Below are 20,316 nucleotides of genomic sequence, written 5' to 3' on the forward strand. Positions count from 1 at the left end.
GGCTTCCCGGTCTCCCGCCGGCGCGAATGGACCTCACTCCGCAGCGCGCGCGATCGCGTCGGCCTTGCGAGTGGTGACGACGACCTTGATCGCGTCATCCACGCGATCCCGCGCATATCTGAGCGCCGTCGGCAGGTCGGCCAGCGGAAACGTATGCGTGTGGATTCGTGTCGCGTCGAACCGCTTCGCTGCCATCAATTCCATGGCGCGGCGAGTGGCGCTGCGGCCCTCGCCGCGGATCCCGTAAGCGTAGATGTTGTTTCGCACGAGATGCGCGATGTCCAGCGTCGCGGCCTCGTGCGGGAAGGCGGCCAGACAAATCTTGCCGCCACGATTGGTCATGTGAATGGCCTGGTTGAGTGTCGCTTCGGTGCCGGCACATTCGACGACATAGTCCGCGCCGATCCCCCCTGTTAGTTGCTTCACGACCGCAACGGCGTCTTCGTCGTTGATGTTGATGACGCGGTCGGCCCCCAGTTCCCGGCCGATCGCCAGCCGCTTGTTGCGCGTTCCGGTCAGAATCACCGGGCTTGCGCCAAGCGCCTTGGCCACAGCAACTGCGAGAAGTCCGATCGGCCCCGGGCCGATCACCACGACACTCTCGCCCGCCACCAATCCCCCCAATTCAGTCAAGCCGTACATCGACGTGCCCGCGGTCACCACGAGCGTCGCCTCCGCGTCGCTCATGCTATCCGGGACGCGCGCCAGCGTATTGATGTGGTTGACTGCGTACTCCGCGAATCCGCCGTCGGTCGTAAAGCCGTTGGCGCGGTGGCCCTTCTCCGGCTTTCCATAGTTGAGGCATGACGTGTACATGCCCTGGCGGCACCGTTTGCATTGGCCGCAGCCGGCGTGGATTTCGACGCTGACCCGCTCGCCGATCCTGAATTCGTCAAGGTCCGGCCCGAGCGCGGCGACCGTGCCCATGTATTCGTGGCCCGGCGTAAAGTTCTTGTTGAAGGGCAGGCCGCCCTGAATGCTTGCCGGCGACCCGGCATGGATAATTTCGAGATCGGTGGCGCAGATCGCAACCGCGTCGATGCGCACCAGCACCTCGGCACGCGACGGGACCGGCGTCGGCTTTTCGCGAAGCAGGAGCTGATCGGGGCCACCAAGGACCCAGGCTGTCATCAGGTCTGGGACGGGAAGATCGGACGATGTCTTGACGCCGGGCGGCTGGTACATGGGCTTCCTCTTTTGGCCGGCAGCCTAGCGCGAAACCAGTGGTTGCCGCGAGCACCGGATCGTCGGCATCGCGGCCGTTGCATTTGCTGCACGGCAGCAAGCGCGTCGCAAAACATTCATACGCGGCCTATACTTGGTCGCCCGGTTGATGTTGAAATCCTCATTGCATCCTCTCCCAGACCGGAGCCTCCCATGAAGACCGTCCGCCTTGTCCTCGCGTTGCTGGCGCTGACGCTGATCGCGCCGTGGCAATCCGCCAGGGCGGCCGACGTGATCTGCTACAACTGTCCGCCGGAATGGGCAGATTGGGCCTCGATGCTGAAGGCGATCAAGGCGGATCTGAACTACGATATCCCGCATGACAACAAGAATTCCGGCCAGGCGCTGGCCCAGATCCTGGCCGAGAAGAGCAATCCGGTCGGCGATATCGGCTATTTCGGCGTGACCTTCGGCATGAAGGCCAAGGCCCAGGATGCGCTCGAGCCTTACAAGCCGGCGCATTGGGATCAGGTCCCGGCCGGCCTCAAGGACCCCGATGGCTACTGGACCACGATCCACTCCGGCACGCTCGGCCTGTTCGTGAACAAGGATGCGCTTGGCGGCAAGCCGGTGCCTGCCTGCTGGAAGGATCTTCTGAAGCCCGACTACAAGGGGATGGTCGGCTATCTCGATCCGTCGTCGGCGGCGGTCGGCTATGTCGGCGCGGTTGCCGTCAATCTGGCGCTCGGCGGCTCCCCCGGCAACTTCGATCCGGCGATCAGCTTCTTCAAGGAACTGCGCAAGAACGATCCGATCGTACCCAAGCAGACGTCATATGCCCGCGTCGTCTCCGGTGAGATGCCGATCCTGTTCGACTACGACTTCAATGCCTATCGCGCGAAGTACTCGGAGAAGGGCAACTTCGAGTTTGTGATTCCCTGCGAGGGGTCGGTGGTGTTTCCTTATGTCGTTGGTCTCGTGAAGAACGCGCCCGACAAGGAGAAGGCCAAGAAGGTGATGGACTATCTCTTGTCCGACAAGGGGCAGGCGATCTGGACCAATGCCTATCTGCGTCCGGCCCGCCCGATTGAGCTGCCGGCTTCCGTGAAGGGGAAATTTCTCCCCGACAGCGACTATGCTCGTGCCAAGAGCGTCGACTGGGGCGAGATGGAAAACGTGCAAAAAGCCTTCGTCGACCGCTATCTCGCCGAGGTTCGCTGAGGCAATATGGTGCCCTTCGCCGGGGCACCATTCTTCCGATGTCGCAAAAATCCTTCGTTTGGCTCTGCCTGCTGCCGCTCGCGGTCGTGACCACGGCATTCTTCCTGCTGCCGATGGCACGGCTGGTGGTCGCGGGTGCCGAAGGACCGCACGGTCTCGCCGGATATCTCGCCATCCTGACCGAAGCTCGTTACCGCGCGACGCTGATCAATACCGTGCTCCTGGCCGCGGCAACGACGGTCGTCACGCTGATCGTGGCGACGATAGCCGGAATGTTTCTGCAGCGGCACCGCTTTCCCGGGCGGGCCGTGCTGATCGCGATGCTGACCTTTCCGCTGGCGTTTCCCGGCGTGGTGGTCGGCTTCATGATCATTCTGCTGGCGGGGCGGCAGGGCCTGATCGGCGATCTCTCCAACCGGATCTTCGGCGAGAAGTTCGTCTTCGCCTATTCGATCTACGGGTTGTTCCTCGGCTATCTCTACTTCTCGATCCCGCGCGTGATCCTGACCATCATGGCGGCCGTGCAAAAGCTCGATGTCGGTCTGGAGGAAGCCGCGCGTTCGCTCGGCGCCAGCCCCTGGGCGGTGCAGCGTGACGTCGTGCTGCCGGCGCTGGCGCCGGCTTTCGTTGCGTCCGGTGCGATTGCGTTTGCGACCGCGATGGGGGCCTTCGGGACTGCGTTTACGCTGGCAACGAACATCGATGTGCTGCCGATGCTGATCTACACCGAGTTTACGCTGGCCGCCAATTTCGCGACCTCGGCTGCGCTGTCGGTGGGACTTGGCCTGATCACCTGGCTCATCCTCGCGCTCGCCCGCTCGTTCAGCGGCAGCGCGGTCGCGGCGGCCGGGTGAACGCATGCGTGATCGCTTGATCTTCACCGGCCAGTTCATCTTCACGCTGCTCGTTGCCGCCTTCCTGGTGGTTCCCGCGGGGCTGTCGATCTCCGCGGGCGTGACCGTCAATTACTTCCGGGGCATCCAGTCCGGCGTGACGCTGCAATGGGTCGCGCAGGTCTGGGAGCTCTATGCCGGCACCATCCTGCTCTCCTTCGTGATCGCATTCGCGACCCTTGCCGTCACGCTGCTCGCCGGCGTTCCCGCAGCCTATGCGCTGCATACGCGGGGAGGCCGGCTTGCGCGCATCGTCGAGGAGATCATCACGTTGCCTTTGGCGATCCCTGGGCTAGCGATTGCGCTTGCACTGCTGCTCGCCTATGGCAGCTTCGGTGACTTTCGCCGTTCCTGGCTTTTCATCCTGGTCGGCCATGTGATCTTCACCATGCCGTTCATGGTGCGGTCGGTGATGGCGGTGTTTGCCACCGTGGACATCAAGACGCTGGATGAGGGCGCGGCTTCGCTCGGAGCGTCGCCATGGCGGCGATTCCGCGACGTCATCGTGCCGAACGCACTGCCGGGAATTCTCGCCGGCGCGCTGATGGTGGTTACGCTGTCGCTCGGTGAATTCAACCTGACCTGGATGCTGCATACGCCGTTGACGAAGACACTGCCGATCGGGCTCGCCGACAGCTACGCCTCGATGCGGCTCGAAGTGGCGTCGGCCTATACGCTGATCTTCTTCGTGATGATCATTCCGCTGCTGGTCGCGATGCAGCTGCTGGCCGACAGGGATCACAAGCGATGAGTACGGCCGGGCACGGTGCAGCGGTGCGGATCGAGGCGTGCGGCAAGACCTTTGCCGACGGCACGCGCGCGCTCGATCCCGCAACCCTCGACATTGCGCGCGGCGAGACGCTGGTGCTGCTCGGGCCGTCCGGCTGTGGCAAGACCACGATGCTGCGCATCATCGCAGGGCTCGAGCTGCCGGATGTCGGCGGCAAGGTCCTGTTCGACGGCAAGGACATGACCTCGGTCCCGATCGAGCGGCGCAATGTCGGGATGGTGTTTCAGTCCTACGCCCTGTTCCCCAACATGACGGTGGCGGACAATATCGCCTACGGGCTGAGGATCCGCGGTGTTGCGAGGGGCGAGCGCGCCGCGCGCGTCGCCGAACTGGTTGCTCTGACGAACATCACGGGATTGGAGAATCGCCGCATCGACCAGCTTTCGGGCGGCCAGCGTCAGCGCGTCGCGCTGGCGCGCGCCGTCGCGATCCGGCCCGGCATCTTGCTGCTCGACGAGCCCTTGACCGCGCTCGACGCCGCGTTGCGGGACCGGCTGCGGAGCGAGCTTAACCGGCTGTTGCGCGCGCTTGGGATCACGACGATCTATGTCACCCACGATCAGGCCGAAGCCATGGAATTGGGCGACCGGATTGTCGTGATGCGGAAAGGCGCAATCGCGCAGATCGGCACGCCGCGCGAGGTCTACTTCGCGCCGAAGGACCGGTTTGTGGCGGAGTTCATCGGAGCGGCGAATATTGTGGAGGCTCCGGTCGAGAACGGCGTATTGATCCTGCCCGGTGGGCGACTGCCGATCGAGGGTGGAGCGACGACCGCGAACGCGACCGTCATGATCCGCCCGGAAACCATTCGCGTGACGGAGGCGGGCGCGGGTTTGCTCTCGGGAATCGTCGATTCCGTCAGCTTCATCGGCGACCGACAGCGGCTCGTCGTGAGCGGTGCATCGAGCAAGCCGCTCAATGTCGACGCTCCCAACACGAATCAAGCCAGGTTCGGCGATCGTGTCGGGCTTTCGATTGCGCCCGACGCTGTCCGTCTGCTCCCCTCCGAACCACGAGGTTGATCGATGCCGTCGAAACCGGTCCTCATCGCCCAGATTTCCGACCTCCACATCAAGCCGCCCGGAGCATTGGCCTATGGCCGGGTCGATACCGCGAAGGCGCTTGAACGCTGCGTGGCCGCGCTCAGCGCATTCGAACCGGCGCCCGATTTCGTCGTCATCTCGGGCGACCTTGTCGATACGCCCTCGGTCGAGGAATACGACTATCTCAAGCGACTGCTCGCGCCGCTGCGCGTTCCGTTTGCCGGAATTCCCGGCAATCACGATTCGCGTGCGTGGATGCGCGCCGCGTTTCCTGCAGCACCTTATGTTCATGCGACAGGTCCGCTCGACCAGCAGATCGAGGTGAATGGCCTCGATCTGCTGCTGCTTGATTCAAGCGTTGCCGGAAAGCCTCACGGCATGCTCGAACCGTCGACGCTGCAATGGCTGGACGCGACGCTGGCGGCAGCGCTCGACCGGCCCGCGCTGCTTTTCCTGCATCACCCGCCGTTCAAGGGCGGCATCTGGCACATGGACCGTCAGGACCTTTTCAATGCCGCCGAACTGGCAGCAATCGTCAGGCGTCACCCGCGGGTGCGTTTGATCGGCTGCGGGCACGTGCATCGTGCCATGCTGACCTCTTTCGCCGGGATACCCGTGACATTGTGCCCCGCGCCGAACCATGCGGTCGACCTAGACCTCGGACAGCTCCGCGAACCATCGTTCAAGGTGGAACCGCCGGCATTTCATTTGCACACATGGTTTGGCGGGCCGGATTATGGACAATTGGTCACGCATCAGGTCCCGATCGGTCAGTTTGACGGGCCGCATCCGTTCTTTGGGCCAGACGGCAAGCTGCTGTGAGTTGGCCGCGTTGACCCCTCGCACAGACGGGATTTTGCCAGGCGAGATTGTCGCGGATGGGCCGGGCATGTCAGATCAAGGGCAGCCCGCAGCCTGCAATTGAGCGTTGCATCGACACATATTTATTCCAAATTGTACCTTGGATGCCTTCTATCCCATTGCGCCGGCTCGGACCTTTTGTTGCTGTAGGCCCCCGGGGGGGCTATACTTCTGTCTGCTTTCATTGATCGATGGCTTTGTCGGCGTCCGCTGTGCTGGCGGGCCGATTGAACGCAACACAATCAGTCTGGATCACGATGACCGGTGCGTCGCCCATAGAACGAACTTCCGGCGCGCCGTTGTTTTCGAACAACAAGCTGTCGGTGTTGCGCAAGCATCCCTATTTCGCGGATCTCGAGCCCGAGGCATTCGATCAGCTCTGCCGCTACGCCAAGCACACCACGCTGAAGCGGGGGACGACGATCTTTTCCAAGGGCGATCCTGGCACCAGCCTGATTGCGGTGATCTCGGGCACGGTCAAGATCAGCATCTCGTCGCCGGATGGTCGCAACGCGATCTTGAACCTGATCGAGGCCGGCGAGATCTTCGGGGAGATCGCGCTGCTCGACGGCTTGTCGCGGACGGCCGATGCCACCGCCAACACCAATTGCGAGCTGTTCGTCATTGACCGGCGCGAGTTCATTCCGTTCGTGCGCAGCCAGCCGACGCTTGCGATGAAGTTCATCGAGCTGCTTTGCGAAAGACTGCGCCGGACCAGCGATCAGGTCGAGCAGGTCATCCTGCAGAACTTGCCCGGCCGTCTGGCCAGCGCGCTGCTGCGCCTGAGCGACAAGCACAAGCCGCAGGGACGCACCATCTCGATCACCCAGCAGGAGATCAGCGAGATGGTCGGGATGACGCGCGAGAGCATCAACAAGCAGCTCCGCGCGTGGGCGATACGCGGTTGGGTCAGGCTCGAGCATGGCGCGATCGTCGTGCTGAAGCCCGAGACGCTCCAGGAGCTGGTCGACGCTGGGGCGAACGACGGCGAGTAGTCGCGCTGGCTGCCCGGTCGGTCGCGCATTTCACGAAACGGTGAGCTGAACAGGCCTGTGAAGCCATTCACATCGGCCTTGCGTGCGCTGCGGTAAGTGACGCGTCAGGGGAGCACAATATGGAGGAATCCATGCAGAGCTCTTTCGACAAGCGACGGCAGGATCCACATCACAATTACCAGAGCTTCAGCATCAAGCTGGTCGCGTTGCCGCTGCTCGTCATCGTTGCGTTGATCGGTATGCTGGTCAGTCATCCGGCGGCGGTCAGATGGATATCGGACGCGGCGCAAGCGGAGTTCGTCGGAACCGACGCCGTCTACACCGATCCGGTACCCAATATCGCGCAGGTGGCACCAACAGTCCGGCCTCTCAACGAGATCCGGACGGTGAAGGCCTACTGATCGTTGATGCCGTCGTCGCGCGGCACGGCGCGACGATAGCTGCCTGTCCAGCAGCAAGCCGTCCTCATGCGGCTACGCCAAGCAGCTTTGCTGCGGTCCGCCCGAGAATATTGGCCTTGTCATCGTCGCTCAGCGACGACGAGGCGAAGATGTGGTCGACCGGTGCCAGTTGCCATGGATAGGGATAGTCGCTTCCCAGCACGATCTGGCCGACGCCAACCTGGGCGGCGAGGTGCCTGATCGCCTCCGGCGTGAAGATCAGAGAGTCGAAATAAATCTGTTTGAGATATTCCGCCGGCGCCTTCTGGAGCTTGATCTCCGGATTGCATCCCTTGGGTCCAACCAGGCAGGCATGGTCCGAGCGGTCGGCATACGAGCCGAGATAACCGCCGCCATGTGCGGCGATGATTCTCAGTCCCGGGAAGCGATCGAGCGTGCCCTCGAAGATCAAATGGGAGAGTGCGATCGTGGTCTCGAGCGGATTGCCGATCGTGTTGCCAAGCCACCCATTGCCGGAGAGCCGCTTGTTGAGCTCGGGCACGCCCTGCGGATGGATGAACAGGGGGACACCGAGTTCCTCGGCCTTGGCCCATACCGGATGAAACTTCGGATTTGAGAATTCGACGCCATCGACGACACCGCCGATCGCCGCGCCCTTCAGCCCCTGCCTTTTCACCGCCGTCTCCAGCTCCTGCACCGCAAGGTCCGGCGCCTGCAGCGTCAGCGAGGCGAAAGCTGCGAACCGGTCGGGCTTCGAGGCACAGAGCTCGGCGAGCTTCTCATTCTGGATTTTCACGATCTGCGCGGCAACGTCCCGGTCGCGGTCGTACCAGAACGGATTGATCGAAAGCACCTCCATATCGACGGCCTGCGCGTCCATCGCAGCCAGCCGCTTGTCGATCTCGATGAAGGCCTCGCTGGCGCCGTTGACCGGCGGCAGTTGCAGCTTTCCGGCGTCGGCGCCGAGCAGGGCTCCCGCCTCGCGGAAATGGCAATGCGCGTGGATGTCGATGGTCTTGACACGTTTGCCGTTGACCGTGACCGGCAGTTGCTGGCGCGATTGCTGCGCATTTGCGTTGTGGACGAGCCCGCAGCCGCAGAACACGATGCCTGCCGCCGCCGTTGCTCCCGCTTTCAGGAAATCCCGCCTTGTGGTCATGACGATCGCCTCCCTGGTTGTTTTGTTATGGAGGGGGAGCCTAGGGATGCTGGCCAATGGTCGCAAGATCACACGCTGTGCGTGTCGCGCAATGTTGATCTGCTCAGACCGGCTTGATCCCCGCCTTTGCGATGATGCCGCGCCATTTCGGCACTTCGTCGGCAATTCGCCTGCGCATGCCGTCGGGCCCGTTCGCAAGCACCTCGAAGCCGTCGTTGCGCAGCTGTTCGGCGATCTTCGGCGTCTTCAGAATCTCGATCGATTTCGCCGACAGCAACGCGACAACGGAGGAGGGCGCATTCGCAGGCGCGAGAAAGCCCTGAAAGGTGTCGGAGACGAAATCCCTGTAGCCGAGCTCGATCATGGTCGGCACATCAGGCAAATCGAACCATCGATGGGTTCCGGTGACGGCCAACGCTTTCAATGCCCCTGACTCGATGTGTGGATGGGCAGGCGGAAGCGCCGCAAAGGCGACCTCGGTCGTTCCGCTCAGGATCGCCTGGATGGCGGGACCAGCGCCCGAGAACGGCACGTGCGTCATCTGGAGCTGGCCCATGATCTTGAACAGCTCGCCGGCGAGATGTGGCGTCGTCCCGAGGCCAGGGCTGGCATAGTTCAGTTCGTCCGGGTTTGCCTTTGCGCGTGCGATCAGCTCGGCGATTGAATTGATCCCAAGCTTCGGATTGACCAGGATCACGTTCGGCGACGTGCCAAGCTCGGCAATCGGCGCGAAGTCCTTGACCGGATCGTACGGGATTTTGGCGTAGAGGCCGGGATTGACGACAAAGGCGCTCGACGTGATCAGGAGCGTATAGCCGTCGGGCTCGGCATGTGCGGCAATGCCGATCCCGATATTGCCACCGCCACCGGGGCGGTTCTCAACCACGATGGTGCCGCCGAGCGCTTCGCCAAGATGGGTGCCGAGGATGCGGGCCATGATGTCGGTCGGTCCACCAGGCGCAAACGGCACGATGACCTTGATCGGGCGTTCCGGGTAGCCGGCGGCCTTGGCCCGCCCGGTAAGACCAGCGATCGCAAGTGCGCTACAGGCTTTCAGGATCGAACGACGCGAGGAAGGGGCTAATCTACCTGTCATCGGACATGCCCCCGCATCACGAATCTAAAGGTCGAATACCGCTACGGCGCGGATCGGCGACGCCGTCCCGTCGCGCCATTTCATCGGCAGGCCGATGAAGGTGAATTGCCCCTGGCCGAGCAGGGCTTCCAGATTGCACAGGCTTTCGATGTGGGTGATGTCGAGATCGAGGCAGGCCTTGTGAACGAGCAGGTTCTCGTCGCTGTCGGGACCGGGGCGCATCGAGTCGACGCCGAAATGAACGATGCCGTGTTTCGCCAGCCACTCGGTCGCCGCGACATTCACGCCGGAATTGTCGGTCGAATATTCCTTGCGCGGAAACGTCCGGGCATGGTGGCCGGTGCAGAGCAGGACGGTGCCGCCCATCGGGATCGGCCGTCCGGCCTCCTTCACGGCTGCTTCGAGGTCGGAAGGGGTGATCTCGGCACGCGGCGCGATGTGGCGAAGGTCGAGACAGATGCCCGGTACAATGCACTTTTCCAGCGGATATTCATTGATCGGTATGCCGCTCGGGCCGAAATGCCGGGGCGCATCGATGTGGGTTCCGCCATGGTCAGGCATCGAGATGAACATCGATGCCAAGCCATAGACGTTTCTCGATTCAGCAAGGGCTTCCTCGTGGTTCTTCCACATCCCGTGCATGATGGGCGGATGGCCGGGATAGCTCGGCGTGCGGTGATAGAGCTCTCGGCTCAGGTCAATGATCCTCACGACGGGTGCCCTTTCTTGACGGAGCTGGCGCAGGCGCGCTTCTGCCGGCAATGCTGACGCGTTTGCCCCGCTTGTGCAAGATGGCGCTTGCCCTCGGTGTCGAACGTGAAGCAAATCGGGAAAGTGTTGCATTCCGGCATGCGTCGCCGAAGGGAGGATTCACGTGACCGACTATCGCAAGCTATTCGATCTCACCGGCAAGACCGCCGTCGTGCTGGGAGCGGCCTCAGGAATCGGCAAATCCTCGGCCGAAGCGCTGGCGTCGCTCGGCGCGCGCGTGCTCTGCGCCGATCGAGCGCAAGAGGGCGCGGAGGCAACGGCCGCTGCGATCCGGCAGCAGGGCGGATCGGCAACATCAGCCAGCTGCGATGCGGCCGATCGTGCCGGCGTCGAGGCGCTGGCGGCGCGGGCGCTCGCGGAATTTCAGCGGATCGACATCGCAGTGACGACGCCGGGACTGAATATCCGCAAGACCATCCTCGATTACACCGAGGAGGATCTCGACCGCGTCATCAACCTCAACATCAAGGGCACGGTCTGGTTCTTCCAGGCGTTCGGCCGCATCATGGTCGAGCAACAGGGCGGTAGCCTGATTGCATGTTCCTCGGTGCGTGCCGTGACCATCGAGCCGGGGCTTGCAGTCTATGGATCGACCAAGGCGGCGATCGGCCTCCTGGTCAAGGGCTTCGCGTCCGAAGTCGGGCGATCCGGCGTCCGCGTCAATGCGATCGCGCCGAGCATCGCGGAGACCGCATTGACCGGTCCGTTCAAGCAGCGGCCCGATATCTACAACCTCTATGCCGGCCATACCGTGTTCAATCGCTGGAGCAGCGCCGACGAGGTCGCGACCGCCGTCGCCTACCTTGCATCGGATGCGGCGAGCTATGTCAGCGGCAGCACGCTGTTCGTCGATGGCGGCTGGACCGCGGTTGATGGGCCACCGACGGGGCTCACGCAGCTGGCGCGCTAGAACGCGATGAGGCTGGATCGAATAGCGACCGCGGCGGCGCTGTGCTCCCTCGCCCCGTTCTTACGGGGAGAGGGTTGGGGTGAGGGGCTCTCTCCGCGTATTCGGAGATAGCTGCATTTGCGGAGAGTCCCCCTCACCCGGAACGCATCTAACGATGCGTTCCGACCTCTCCCCGCACGCGGGGCGAGGTGAAGCGGAGTCCGCCGTTCGATTCAACGTAAAGTCATCCCGCACTGGGCGGCAGTGTCTACGACGAGACAAAGCCAGCCTGGCTGCGGGCCTCAGACGTTTCCGGCGATGTCAGTAGCGCGATCAGGCGTTGCGCCTGCGATGCCGACGATGCCTGCGTCGGGATCGCAGCCGTATACATCGTCGCGAGCCCGCATTCCGACGGCAAGGCGCCCGACAGCACGACGCCAATGGTGCTGATGATCTCGGTCGATTGCGTGCAACCGATAGGCCGCCGATCTCTGGACTCCGCCAGATGCCGCATCGCGGTCGCGCCGTTCGGAAAGATTCTTAGTCGATCCGCGACGACATCAGCGATGTCGAGCTGCACGAGCACCTTGGCGACATGAATTCCTGCGGTCGATGCCTTGGTATCGGGCACGAAGATTGCATCCGCGGCGAGCAACGCCGCACGCAGGCTGGCCGCGTCTTCGGCGCTGACCGACGGATCGCCGGCCCGGACGGCGAGGGCGGTTTCAACCCGGCCGATGTCGGTGATCGAGCCGCGCAAGATCAGCCCTTCGTCGGCAAGCTTCGCAATCAGGGTGGCGGTCAGGATGACGATGTCGGTTGCTACGCCCGTGCGTAACTTGTCGGCCATGGCGCCGACCGCACCAAAATCGCCGGCGATGCCGAGGCCGGTTTCGGCTTCAAACGCGGGCGCAAGGCTGCGCACCAGGCCCTGCGCCGCCCCGCCACTCAGGATGTTCAACGTCTTCACGCGCCCTGTTCCTTCGCTCGCGGACTCGCCGTTGCGTGCTCATTGGGGCTTGTCCAATCTCTTGACGACGTCTGCCCACTTCACGATATCGGCGCGCAGGAATTTGTCGAATGCTTCCGGCGTCATGGTCATCGCCGCCGCGCCCTGCGCGGCCCAGAGCTTCTCGACCTCCGGCCGCCTGATCGCCGCGTTCACTGCCGCGTTGAGCTTGTCGATGATCGGCTTCGGCGTGCCCGCCGGGGCCATCAGGCCGAGCCAGATCGTTGCCTCATAGCCGGGCACGCCCGCCTCGGTCACCGTCGGAACGTTGGGCAGCACCGTCGAACGAATCTTGCCGGTTGTTGCGAGCGCTCGCACCTGGTTTTCGGCGACGTTCGGCGCCATCGCTGGAACGGCATCGATCATCATCTGGACCTGGCCGCCGATGACCCCGCCGCGGGCTTCGCCGCTGTTGCGGTAGGGCACGTGCACGACGTCGATCCCCGCCATGGCTTTGAACAACTCGCCCGCCATGTGATACGGCGTGCCCTGACCTGACGACGCATAGTTCAGCTTTCCGGGCTGGGCCTTTGCGAGCGCGATGAACTCCTGCAAGGTGTTTGCCTGCACGGCGGGGTGGACCACGATCACGAGATCCGAAGTGTTCAAGGACGCGATCGGCGTCAGGTCGCGCATCAACCCATAGTTGCGCTGCGGTACCAGCGATTCGTTTGCAGTCTGGGTGTTCGACATCATCAGAAGGGTGTAGCCGTCGGCAGGCGCCTTTGCGACCTCGAGCGTGCCGATCACGCCGCCGGCGCCGGTGCGGTTTTCCACCACGAAGGGCTGGCCGAGGCTTTCCTGCAAGATGCCGCCGACTTGTCGCGCGACGACGTCGGCCGGACCGCCGGGACCAAAGGGAACGATGATCCTGACCGGCCGCGCAGGATAGTCTTCGGCCTCAGCATATGAGCCTGACATGGACACGGTCAGCAACGCCGCGACAAACACCAAGGCGTATCGCAGGCTCGCCATTGACTGAATCCCCCAACTTTAGTCTTGTTTCTTGATCAGAAGTCTAGCTGCAACTTGAAGCTTCTGTCGACGACAGACTCCGTTTTCGCGCATCGGAATAAGAGCGGGAGGACGGTGTACTCAAACTTCGCCATCGCGTGCGGGGAATCATATGAGGAAACATCCTGGGCTATCGCGCCGCGACATGCTGAAGGGCGCGGTGCTGGCTGGGGCGGCCCTTTCAACGCGCGTGATGGCCGCCGCGCCACCTGCGGAACCGGTGACGCCGACGTTGATCGAGGCGGCGAAGAAAGAGGGGCAGGTCGTCTATTACACCTCGACCGATCTGCCGGTTGCCGAGAAGCTGGCAAGGGCATTTGAAGCCAAATATCCCGATATCACCGTGCGCGTCGAACGCACCGGTGCGGAGCGTGTGTTCCAGCGGGTCGGCCAGGAATATTCCAGCAACATTCATGCCGTCGACGTCGTGAATTCCTCCGACGCCGCACATTTCATCGTGTGGAAGCGCGACGGCATTCTCGCGCCCTATGTTCCGGAGGAGGTCGCAAAATACTATCCCGAGGAGCATCGCGACGCGGACGGGCAATTCGCAAGCTTCCGGGTCTGGTTGTCGATCATTGCCTACAACACCAATCTCGTGAAGGCCGAGGAGGCGCCCCAGAGCTTTGCCGATCTGCTGGATCCGAAATGGAAGGGCAAGATCGTCAAGGCGCATCCCGGCTATAGCGGCACCATCATGACCGCAACCTATCAGATGCAGCGCGATCTCGGCTGGAGCTTCTTCGAGAAGCTCGCCAAGCAGAACATCATGCAAGTGCAGTCTTCGACGGATCCACCCAAGAAGCTCGATCTCGGCGAGCGTGCCGTCATGGCCGACGGCAACGAATACAACATCTTCCAGATGAAGGAGGCCGGCCGCCCGGTCGAGCCGGTCTACGCCACCGAGGGATCGCCGATCATTGTCGGCCCCAACGGGATCTTCAAGGAGTGTCCGCATCCGAATGCCGCCAGGCTGTTTCAGTCCTTCGCGCTCGGGCGCGAGGGCCAGCAGCTCAATGTCGAGATCGGCGGCCTCAGATCCGTCCACGCGCAGGCCAAGGAGAAGGCTGGACGAAGGCCGCTAAAGGACATCAAGACAATGAAGGACGATCCGGTGGCGGTGGAGCGGGAAGGGGAATCGATCAAATCGCATTACACCCGCATCTTCCGAGTCTGATGGCACAGCTCGGCCAATCGCTGCCCATCCGGGCGCCTGCCGCATGGCACGTGCCCGGATTTCGCGCGAGCTGGGTCAATAATGCCCCTCGGCGGAGGCGGCGTTTGATGTTACCAATTTGGCCATGAACCAGCATGCCAAGGTCGACATCCGCCATTCCACCTGTCCGCACGACTGCCCCTCGGCATGTGCGCTCGACGTCGAGGTGATCGAGGGCCGCTCGATCGGCAGGGTACGCGGCTCCAAGCAGCAGACTTATACGGCCGGCGTGGTCTGCGCCAAGGTGGCGCGCTATGCCGAGCGGATTCATCACGCCGAGCGGCTGATGTATCCGCTGCGCCGGACCGGGCCGAAGGGCTCCGGCCAGTTCGCGCGGATCTCCTGGGACGAGGCGCTGGACGAGATCGCGGCGCGCTTCGACGCGGCCGAGCGGGAATTCGGCGCCGAGTCGGTCTGGCCTTACTATTACGCCGGCACCATGGGGCTGGTGATGCGCGACGGCCTCAACCGGCTGTCGCATGTGAAGAAATATTCGCGCTTCTACGGCACGATCTGCGCAACCATCGCGCGCATCGGCTTTGCCGCCGGGACCGGCAAGATCGCCGGCGTCGATCCCCGCGAGATGGGCGTCTCCGACCTCGTCGTGATCTGGGGCACCAATCCGGTGAACACCCAGGTCAATGTGATGACGCATGCATCCCGCGCGCGCAAGGAGCGCGGCGCGAAGATTGCGGCGGTCGACGTCTACAACAACGAGACCATGAAGCAGGCCGACATCAAGATCCTGCTGCGGCCGGGGACGGACGGCGCGTTCGCCTGCGGTGTGATGCATGTGCTGTTCCGCGAGGGATTTGCCGATCGCGATTATCTTGCGCGGTATACCGACTGCCCGGACGAGCTGGAGGCGCATCTGAAGACCCGCACGCCGGAATGGGCTTCAGCGATCTCGGGCGTGCCGGTCGACGAGATCGAGGCGTTCGCGCGGCTGGTCGGGACGACCAAGCGCTCGTTCTTCCGTCTTGGCTACGGCTTCACCCGCAGCCGCAACGGCGCCGCCCAGATGCACGCTGCGTCGTGCATTCCCGCCGTGACCGGCGCTTGGCAATATGAGGGCGGCGGCGCGTTCTTCAACAACGCCGCAATCTGGCGCTTCGACGAGTCGATCATCGAAGGCCATGACGCGATCGATCCCTCGACGCGCGTGCTCGATCAATCCAAGATCGGCCGCATCCTGACCGGAGATCCCGAAGCGCTGCGCGGCGGCGGGCCGGTCAAGGCGATGCTGATCCAGAACACCAACCCGATGACGGTGGCGCCCGAGCAGGCGCTGGTGCGCCAGGGCTTTGCCCGCGAGGATCTGTTCGTCGCGGTGCACGAGCAGTTCATGACCGAGACGGCCCAGATGGCCGACATCGTGCTGCCGGCGACGATGTTCATGGAGCACGACGACCTCTATTACGGCGGCGGTCATCAGCACATCTCGGTCGGCCCGAAGCTGATCGATCCGCCCGGCGAGTGCCGTTCCAATCACGAGGTGATGCAGGCGCTCGGCCGCAGGCTCAACGCCGTGCATCCCGGCTTCGACATGACGCCGCGCCAGCTGATTGATGCGACCTTGAAGAAGAGTGGCCACGGCACGATCGAGGCGCTGGAGGCCGATATTTGGCGCGATCTGCAGCCCGATTTCCGCACCTCGCATTATCTCGACGGCTTTGCCCATTCCGACAAGAAGTTCCACTTCAAGGTCGACTGGGGCAAGGTCCCCGTCGGGGCCGGCGGGCTGATGGGCGCGTGGGACAAGATGCCCTCGCTGCCCGACCACTGGACCATTATCGAGGAGGCGGACGCGCAGCATCCGTTCCGGCTCGCGACGTCGCCCTCACGCAGCTTCCTCAACACCAGCTTCAACGAGACGCCGTCGTCGCAGGCCCGCGAGGGCGCGCCGACCGTGATGATCCATCCCGAGGATGCGGCTGATCTCTCGATCGCCGACGGTGACGCGGTGACGCTCGGTAACATGCGCGGCGAGACCACGCTGACCGCAATGCTGTTCGACGGCGTTCGCCGCGGCGTGCTGATCGCCGAGTCGATCCATCCGAACAAGTCCCACATCGGCGGGCGCGGCATCAACATGCTGACCGGGGCGGAGGCCGTCGCACCTCTCGGCGGCGCCGCGTTCCACGACAACAAGGTCTGGATCCGGAAGGCATCGGCCGCCGCATAAATCCTGCTTGCAGTCGGCGCCGATCCTGCCGCAAATGTCGGCTGACAATGGCACATTGGCCAAGAAAACAGGCAGGAAACATGACCGACAACAGCGTTCTTCTCGAAAAGCGCGGGCAGGCGTTCTGGATCACCATCAACCGCCCGGACAAGCGCAACGCGCTCAATGCCGGTGTGATCGCGGGCATCGCCAAGGGCTATCGCGAAGCGCATGACGACAAGGACGTGCGCGTCATCGTGCTGACCGGCGCGGGCGACAAGGCGTTCTGCGCCGGCGCCGACCTGCAGAACAGCGGCGCGGCCTTCTCGATGGATTTCTCGCGCCCCAATGTCGACTATGCCGACCTGCTGCGGCTGTCGCAGAGCGCGACCAAGCCCGCGATCGCGCGGGTCGGCGGCGTCTGCATGGCCGGCGGCATGGGCCTGTTGTGCATGACCGACATGGCGGTGGCTGCCGATGGCGTGATCTTCGGTCTGCCCGAGGTGAAGGTCGGCGTGTTTCCGATGCAGGTGCTGAGTCTGCTGCAATCGATCGCGCCGCCGCGCCTCGTCAACGAATGGGCGCTGACCGGCGAGCCGTTCGATGCCAAGGCTGCCCAGGCCGCGGGTCTGCTCAACTATGTGGTGCCGGTGGCCGAGCTCGACGCCAAGGTCGATTGGCTGATCGGCCGCATCGTCGACAAGTCGCCGACGGCGATCCGTCGCGGCAAATACGCGATGCGGGCGATCGCCTCGATGTCGTTCGATGAAAGCATCGCCTACACCGAAAGCCAGATCGCGCTGCTCGCGATGACCGAGGACGCCAAGGAAGGCCTCAAGGCCTTCGGCGAAAAGCGCAAGCCGACCTGGACCGGCCGCTGAGCACTTCGCTTCACCTCGCCCCGCGTGCGGGGAGAGGTCGGAACGCATCGTCAGATGCGTTCCGGGTGAGGGGGAGTCTCCGCGAGCGCAGCTGTCACCGTCTACGCGGAGATTGCCGCTCACCCCAACCCTCTCCCCCGTAAGAACGGGGCGAGGGAGCACAGTCCCGTCTCGGTCGCTATTCGACCTGAACTGACCGCACTCTAGCCCGCGTTGGCCTTCAGGCCGGCGGCTTCGATGCCGGCCACGGCGCAGATCTCGTCATTGTCCGAGGTGTCGCCGCTGACGCCGACGGCGCCGAGCAGGGTCGCGCCGTCTATGATCAACACGCCGCCGGGGACCGGCACCATCCGGCCCTGCGCCAGCGTGTTCACGGCGTCGACGAAATAGGCCTGCTCCTGCGCGCGTTGAAACAGCGCCCGCGATCCCATCCCGAGCGCCAGCGCGCCATAGGCCTTGCCATGGGCGATCTCGGCCCGCATCAGGCTGGTGCCGTCCTGTGCCGCGGTCACCTTCACCGCGCCGCGCGCGTCGAGGATAGTGACGACCAGCGGCTTGAACTTCTTCTCGACCCCCTTGGCCAGCGCGGCATCCAGAATCTTGCGGGCAATTTCGAGAGTGAGCTCAGCCATGGGCCTCTTCCTTTGTCGGTAACAATTTGTCGGAATTCGATTTCGCACGTTTCAGGCTCATCGCCAATACGCTGGCGACATGCAGCGGCGTCCGCCCGCTGCCGTCCTTGATCTGGTGGCGGCATGAGGTCCCGTCGGCCACGATCAGCGTGTCCTGATCGGCGCTGCGGACCGCGGGCAGCAGCGACAGCTCGGCCATCTCGATCGAGGCCTGATAGGTGTCGGCACCATAGCCGAACGCGCCGGCCATGCCGCAGCAGCTCGACTCGATGGTCTTGACGTCGAGGCCCGGCACCAGGCGCAGCACCTTCTCCACCGGCTTGAACGCGCCGAAGGACTTTTGGTGGCAATGGCCATGCACCACGGCCTTGCCGGCGACCGCGCCGAGCGGCAAGGCGAGGCGCCCGGCCTCGGCCTCGCGCACCAGGAATTCCTCGAACAGCAGCGCGTGCGCGCTGACGGTCTTGGCGGCCTCATCCGAGCGCAGCGACAGCAGCTCGTCGCGCAACGTGAGAAGGCAGCTCGGCTCCAAGCCAATGATCGGCACGCCGCGGGCCGCGAACGGGACGTAGGTCGCAACCAGCCGGTCGAGCTCGGCGCGGGCCTGCTCCACCAGTCCGGCCGACAGGAACGTTCGCCCGCAGCACGGCGGCCGCCCGCCGTCCGACGGCCTCGGCAGATACACGCGATAGCCGCCGGCGACCAGCACCTCGACCGCGGCGTCGAGATTCTCGCGCTCGTAGCCGCGGTTGAACGTATCGGCGAACAGCACCACTTCGCGGCCATCCACCGGACCCAGCGCCTCGACGTCGGGCCGGAACGTGTCGCGGCGAAACTCGGGCAGCGCGCGCCTGGCGCTGATCCCGGCGAGTTTCTCGAACAGCGCGCGCAGCAGCGGGCTGCGGTTGCGCCAGTTCGCGATCGGGGCAAAGCGCGAGGCGAGATCGACATAGCGCGGCAGATAGCCGACCAGCCGGTCGCGCAGCGACAGACCGTGCGTCGCCGCGCGCGCGGCCAGCACCTCGATCTTCATCTTGGCCATGTCGACGCCGGTCGGGCATTCATGGCGGCAGGCCTTGCAGGAGACGCAGAGCTTCAGCGTCTCCATCATCTCGTCGGAGGCGAGCGCGTCCGGACCCAACTGGCCCGAGATCGCCAGCCGCAGCGTATTGGCGCGGCCGCGGGTAACGTCCTTCTCATTACGCGTGGCACGATAGGACGGGCACATCACGCCGCCTTCGAGCTTCCGGCAGGCGCCGTTGTTGTTGCACATCTCGACGGCGCCCTGGAAACCGCCGCCGGCGCCGGGATAGGCCGACCAGTCGAGCACCGTCTTCAATTCGCCGACGCGATAATCCGGCGCGAAGCGGAACAGCGAACGGTCGTCCATCTTGGGCGGATCGACGATCTTGCCCGGGTTGAGCGTGTTGCCGGGATCGAAGCGCTGCTTGACCTCGCGGAAGTCGGCCACGATGCGCTGCCCGAACATCGCTTCGTGGAATTCCGAGCGCACCAGTCCGTCGCCGTGCTCGCCGGAATGCGAGCCCTTGTATTCGCGCACCATCGCGAAGGCTTCCTCGGCAATGGCGCGCATCGCCTTGACGTCCTTCTCCAGCTTGAGATTGAGCACCGGGCGCACATGCAGGCAGCCTTCGGAGGCATGCGCATACATCGTGCCGCGGGTGCCGTGCTTGGCGAACACGGCATTGAGCCGCTCGGTGTAGTCGGCGAGATGCGGCAGCGGCACCGCGCAATCCTCGACGAACGAGACCGGCTTGCCCTCCTGTTTCATCGACATCATGACGTTGAGGCCGGCCGCGCGGAAATCGGCGATGCCGGTTTGCAGCGCGGGCTCGACGATCTCGACCACGCCGCCCCATTTGCGCTGCGGCTTGTCCCAGCCAAAGCCGAGGTCGGCCATCAGCTCGCCCAGCTGCTTGAGACGGGCGAGATTGTCGGCCTGGTCCTCTTCCGCGAACTCGACCACCAGGATCGCGTCCGGATCGCCGCGCACCGCTGCCGAGATGATCGGTTGGAACATCGCGATCTCGCGGCCGAGCGCGATCATGGTGCGATCGACCAGCTCCACAGCAATGGGCCTGTCTCTTATACACATC

General features: G+C 63.9%; 19 protein-coding genes. 11 read left to right on the forward strand and 8 right to left on the reverse strand.

The window, feature by feature from the left end; genetic code table 11:
• Positions 1–33: 33 nt before the first annotated feature.
• Positions 34–1,047 (reverse strand): zinc-dependent alcohol dehydrogenase, encoded by a 1,014-nt coding sequence (locus tag IF803_RS28480; protein WP_245288833.1) that lies wholly within the window; start codon positions 1,045–1,047, stop codon positions 34–36.
• Between the two features lie 330 nt (positions 1,048–1,377).
• Here IF803_RS28480 and IF803_RS28485 point away from each other — a divergent pair, with 330 nt between their 5' ends.
• From IF803_RS28485 to IF803_RS28515, 7 genes are all read left to right on the forward strand, one after another.
• On the forward strand, positions 1,378–2,385 hold the full coding sequence (locus IF803_RS28485; protein WP_057020509.1) for an ABC transporter substrate-binding protein: 1,008 nt from the start codon (positions 1,378–1,380) through the stop codon (positions 2,383–2,385).
• A 38-nt stretch (positions 2,386–2,423) separates the two neighbouring features.
• Positions 2,424–3,239, forward strand: a complete 816-nt coding sequence (locus IF803_RS28490; protein ID WP_018272804.1) for an ABC transporter permease — start codon at positions 2,424–2,426, stop codon at positions 3,237–3,239.
• Between the two features lie 4 nt (positions 3,240–3,243).
• Positions 3,244–4,029: an ABC transporter permease gene (locus IF803_RS28495; RefSeq protein WP_028343151.1), complete on the forward strand. Its 786-nt coding sequence runs from the start codon at positions 3,244–3,246 to the stop codon at positions 4,027–4,029.
• The gene (locus tag IF803_RS28500) at positions 4,026–5,090 is read left to right on the forward strand and encodes an ABC transporter ATP-binding protein (protein WP_304496265.1); all 1,065 of its coding nucleotides are present in this window, start codon (positions 4,026–4,028) and stop codon (positions 5,088–5,090) included. The genes IF803_RS28495 and IF803_RS28500 overlap by 4 nt, the downstream gene beginning before the upstream one ends.
• A 3-nt stretch (positions 5,091–5,093) precedes the next feature.
• Complete coding sequence (locus tag IF803_RS28505) at positions 5,094–5,933, forward strand: phosphodiesterase (protein WP_028343149.1); 840 nt, start codon at positions 5,094–5,096, stop codon at positions 5,931–5,933.
• Between the two features lie 296 nt (positions 5,934–6,229).
• The gene (locus IF803_RS28510; protein ID WP_051002875.1) at positions 6,230–6,967 is read left to right on the forward strand and encodes a Crp/Fnr family transcriptional regulator; all 738 of its coding nucleotides are present in this window, start codon (positions 6,230–6,232) and stop codon (positions 6,965–6,967) included.
• A 119-nt stretch (positions 6,968–7,086) separates the two neighbouring features.
• Complete coding sequence (locus tag IF803_RS28515; RefSeq protein WP_461194315.1) at positions 7,087–7,368, forward strand: hypothetical protein; 282 nt, start codon at positions 7,087–7,089, stop codon at positions 7,366–7,368.
• Positions 7,369–7,432: 64 nt separating this feature from the next.
• Here the strand turns inward: IF803_RS28515 and IF803_RS28520 are convergent, their stop codons facing one another.
• From IF803_RS28520 to IF803_RS28530, 3 genes are all read right to left on the reverse strand, one after another.
• Positions 7,433–8,527 carry an amidohydrolase family protein gene (locus tag IF803_RS28520; protein ID WP_304496262.1) on the reverse strand — a complete coding sequence of 365 codons (1,095 nt, stop codon included), beginning with the start codon at positions 8,525–8,527 and terminating at the stop codon, positions 7,433–7,435.
• Positions 8,528–8,630: 103 nt separating this feature from the next.
• Positions 8,631–9,623: a Bug family tripartite tricarboxylate transporter substrate binding protein gene (locus IF803_RS28525; protein WP_461194317.1), complete on the reverse strand. Its 993-nt coding sequence runs from the start codon at positions 9,621–9,623 to the stop codon at positions 8,631–8,633.
• Between the two features lie 24 nt (positions 9,624–9,647).
• Positions 9,648–10,334 (reverse strand): cyclase family protein, encoded by a 687-nt coding sequence (locus tag IF803_RS28530; protein ID WP_028343145.1) that lies wholly within the window; start codon positions 10,332–10,334, stop codon positions 9,648–9,650.
• A 163-nt stretch (positions 10,335–10,497) separates the two neighbouring features.
• Here IF803_RS28530 and IF803_RS28535 point away from each other — a divergent pair, with 163 nt between their 5' ends.
• The gene (locus tag IF803_RS28535; protein WP_461194319.1) at positions 10,498–11,304 is read left to right on the forward strand and encodes an SDR family NAD(P)-dependent oxidoreductase; all 807 of its coding nucleotides are present in this window, start codon (positions 10,498–10,500) and stop codon (positions 11,302–11,304) included.
• Positions 11,305–11,551: 247 nt separating this feature from the next.
• Here IF803_RS28535 and IF803_RS28540 read toward each other — a convergent pair whose 3' ends face one another.
• Both IF803_RS28540 and IF803_RS28545 read right to left on the reverse strand, forming a co-directional pair.
• Positions 11,552–12,253, reverse strand: coding sequence for a molybdate ABC transporter substrate-binding protein (locus IF803_RS28540; RefSeq protein WP_461194321.1), 702 nt, complete (start codon positions 12,251–12,253; stop codon positions 11,552–11,554).
• A gap of 39 nt (positions 12,254–12,292) precedes the next feature.
• Positions 12,293–13,213: a tripartite tricarboxylate transporter substrate binding protein gene (locus IF803_RS28545; protein WP_461194334.1), complete on the reverse strand. Its 921-nt coding sequence runs from the start codon at positions 13,211–13,213 to the stop codon at positions 12,293–12,295.
• Between the two features lie 205 nt (positions 13,214–13,418).
• On the opposite strand from IF803_RS28545, the gene IF803_RS28550 reads away from it, so the two are divergent.
• The 3 genes from IF803_RS28550 (at position 13,419) to IF803_RS28560 (ending at position 17,567) form a co-directional block, all read left to right on the forward strand.
• Complete coding sequence (locus IF803_RS28550) at positions 13,419–14,483, forward strand: ABC transporter substrate-binding protein (protein WP_461194322.1); 1,065 nt, start codon at positions 13,419–13,421, stop codon at positions 14,481–14,483.
• Between the two features lie 124 nt (positions 14,484–14,607).
• A complete protein-coding gene (locus IF803_RS28555; RefSeq protein ID WP_461194323.1) occupies positions 14,608–16,707 on the forward strand; it encodes a molybdopterin oxidoreductase family protein in 2,100 nt (699 codons plus the stop codon).
• 80 nt (positions 16,708–16,787) lie between these two features.
• On the forward strand, positions 16,788–17,567 hold the full coding sequence (locus IF803_RS28560) for an enoyl-CoA hydratase/isomerase family protein (protein ID WP_461194325.1): 780 nt from the start codon (positions 16,788–16,790) through the stop codon (positions 17,565–17,567).
• A 203-nt stretch (positions 17,568–17,770) separates the two neighbouring features.
• On the opposite strand, the gene IF803_RS28565 is transcribed toward IF803_RS28560, so the two are convergent.
• Both IF803_RS28565 and IF803_RS28570 read right to left on the reverse strand, forming a co-directional pair.
• Positions 17,771–18,199 (reverse strand): GlcG/HbpS family heme-binding protein, encoded by a 429-nt coding sequence (locus tag IF803_RS28565; RefSeq protein WP_461194326.1) that lies wholly within the window; start codon positions 18,197–18,199, stop codon positions 17,771–17,773.
• Positions 18,192–20,316: FAD-binding and (Fe-S)-binding domain-containing protein (locus IF803_RS28570; RefSeq protein ID WP_461194327.1), on the reverse strand; the 2,125-nt coding region annotated here is incomplete at its 5' end. The genes IF803_RS28565 and IF803_RS28570, both read right to left, overlap by 8 nt.

The organism is Bradyrhizobium sp. UFLA06-06 (assembly GCF_054820065.1).

Bases quoted from the DNA above. Each gene is read 5' to 3' on its own strand.
- IF803_RS28485 (WP_057020509.1), top strand. From the start codon at position 1,378: ATGAAGACCGTCCGCCTTGTCCTCGCGTTGCTGGCGCTGACGCTGATC.
- IF803_RS28490 (WP_018272804.1), top strand. From the start codon at position 2,424: ATGTCGCAAAAATCCTTCGTTTGGCTCTGCCTGCTGCCGCTCGCGGTC.
- IF803_RS28495 (WP_028343151.1), top strand. From the start codon at position 3,244: ATGCGTGATCGCTTGATCTTCACCGGCCAGTTCATCTTCACGCTGCTC.
- IF803_RS28500 (WP_304496265.1), top strand. From the start codon at position 4,026: ATGAGTACGGCCGGGCACGGTGCAGCGGTGCGGATCGAGGCGTGCGGC.
- IF803_RS28505 (WP_028343149.1), top strand. From the start codon at position 5,094: ATGCCGTCGAAACCGGTCCTCATCGCCCAGATTTCCGACCTCCACATC.
- IF803_RS28510 (WP_051002875.1), top strand. From the start codon at position 6,230: ATGACCGGTGCGTCGCCCATAGAACGAACTTCCGGCGCGCCGTTGTTT.
- IF803_RS28515 (WP_461194315.1), top strand. From the start codon at position 7,087: ATGGAGGAATCCATGCAGAGCTCTTTCGACAAGCGACGGCAGGATCCA.
- IF803_RS28520 (WP_304496262.1), bottom strand. From the start codon at position 8,527: ATGACCACAAGGCGGGATTTCCTGAAAGCGGGAGCAACGGCGGCGGCA.
- IF803_RS28525 (WP_461194317.1), bottom strand. From the start codon at position 9,623: ATGACAGGTAGATTAGCCCCTTCCTCGCGTCGTTCGATCCTGAAAGCC.
- IF803_RS28545 (WP_461194334.1), bottom strand. From the start codon at position 13,213: ATGTCAGGCTCATATGCTGAGGCCGAAGACTATCCTGCGCGGCCGGTC.
- IF803_RS28550 (WP_461194322.1), top strand. From the start codon at position 13,419: ATGAGGAAACATCCTGGGCTATCGCGCCGCGACATGCTGAAGGGCGCG.
- IF803_RS28555 (WP_461194323.1), top strand. From the start codon at position 14,608: ATGAACCAGCATGCCAAGGTCGACATCCGCCATTCCACCTGTCCGCAC.
- IF803_RS28560 (WP_461194325.1), top strand. From the start codon at position 16,788: ATGACCGACAACAGCGTTCTTCTCGAAAAGCGCGGGCAGGCGTTCTGG.
- IF803_RS28565 (WP_461194326.1), bottom strand. From the start codon at position 18,199: ATGGCTGAGCTCACTCTCGAAATTGCCCGCAAGATTCTGGATGCCGCG.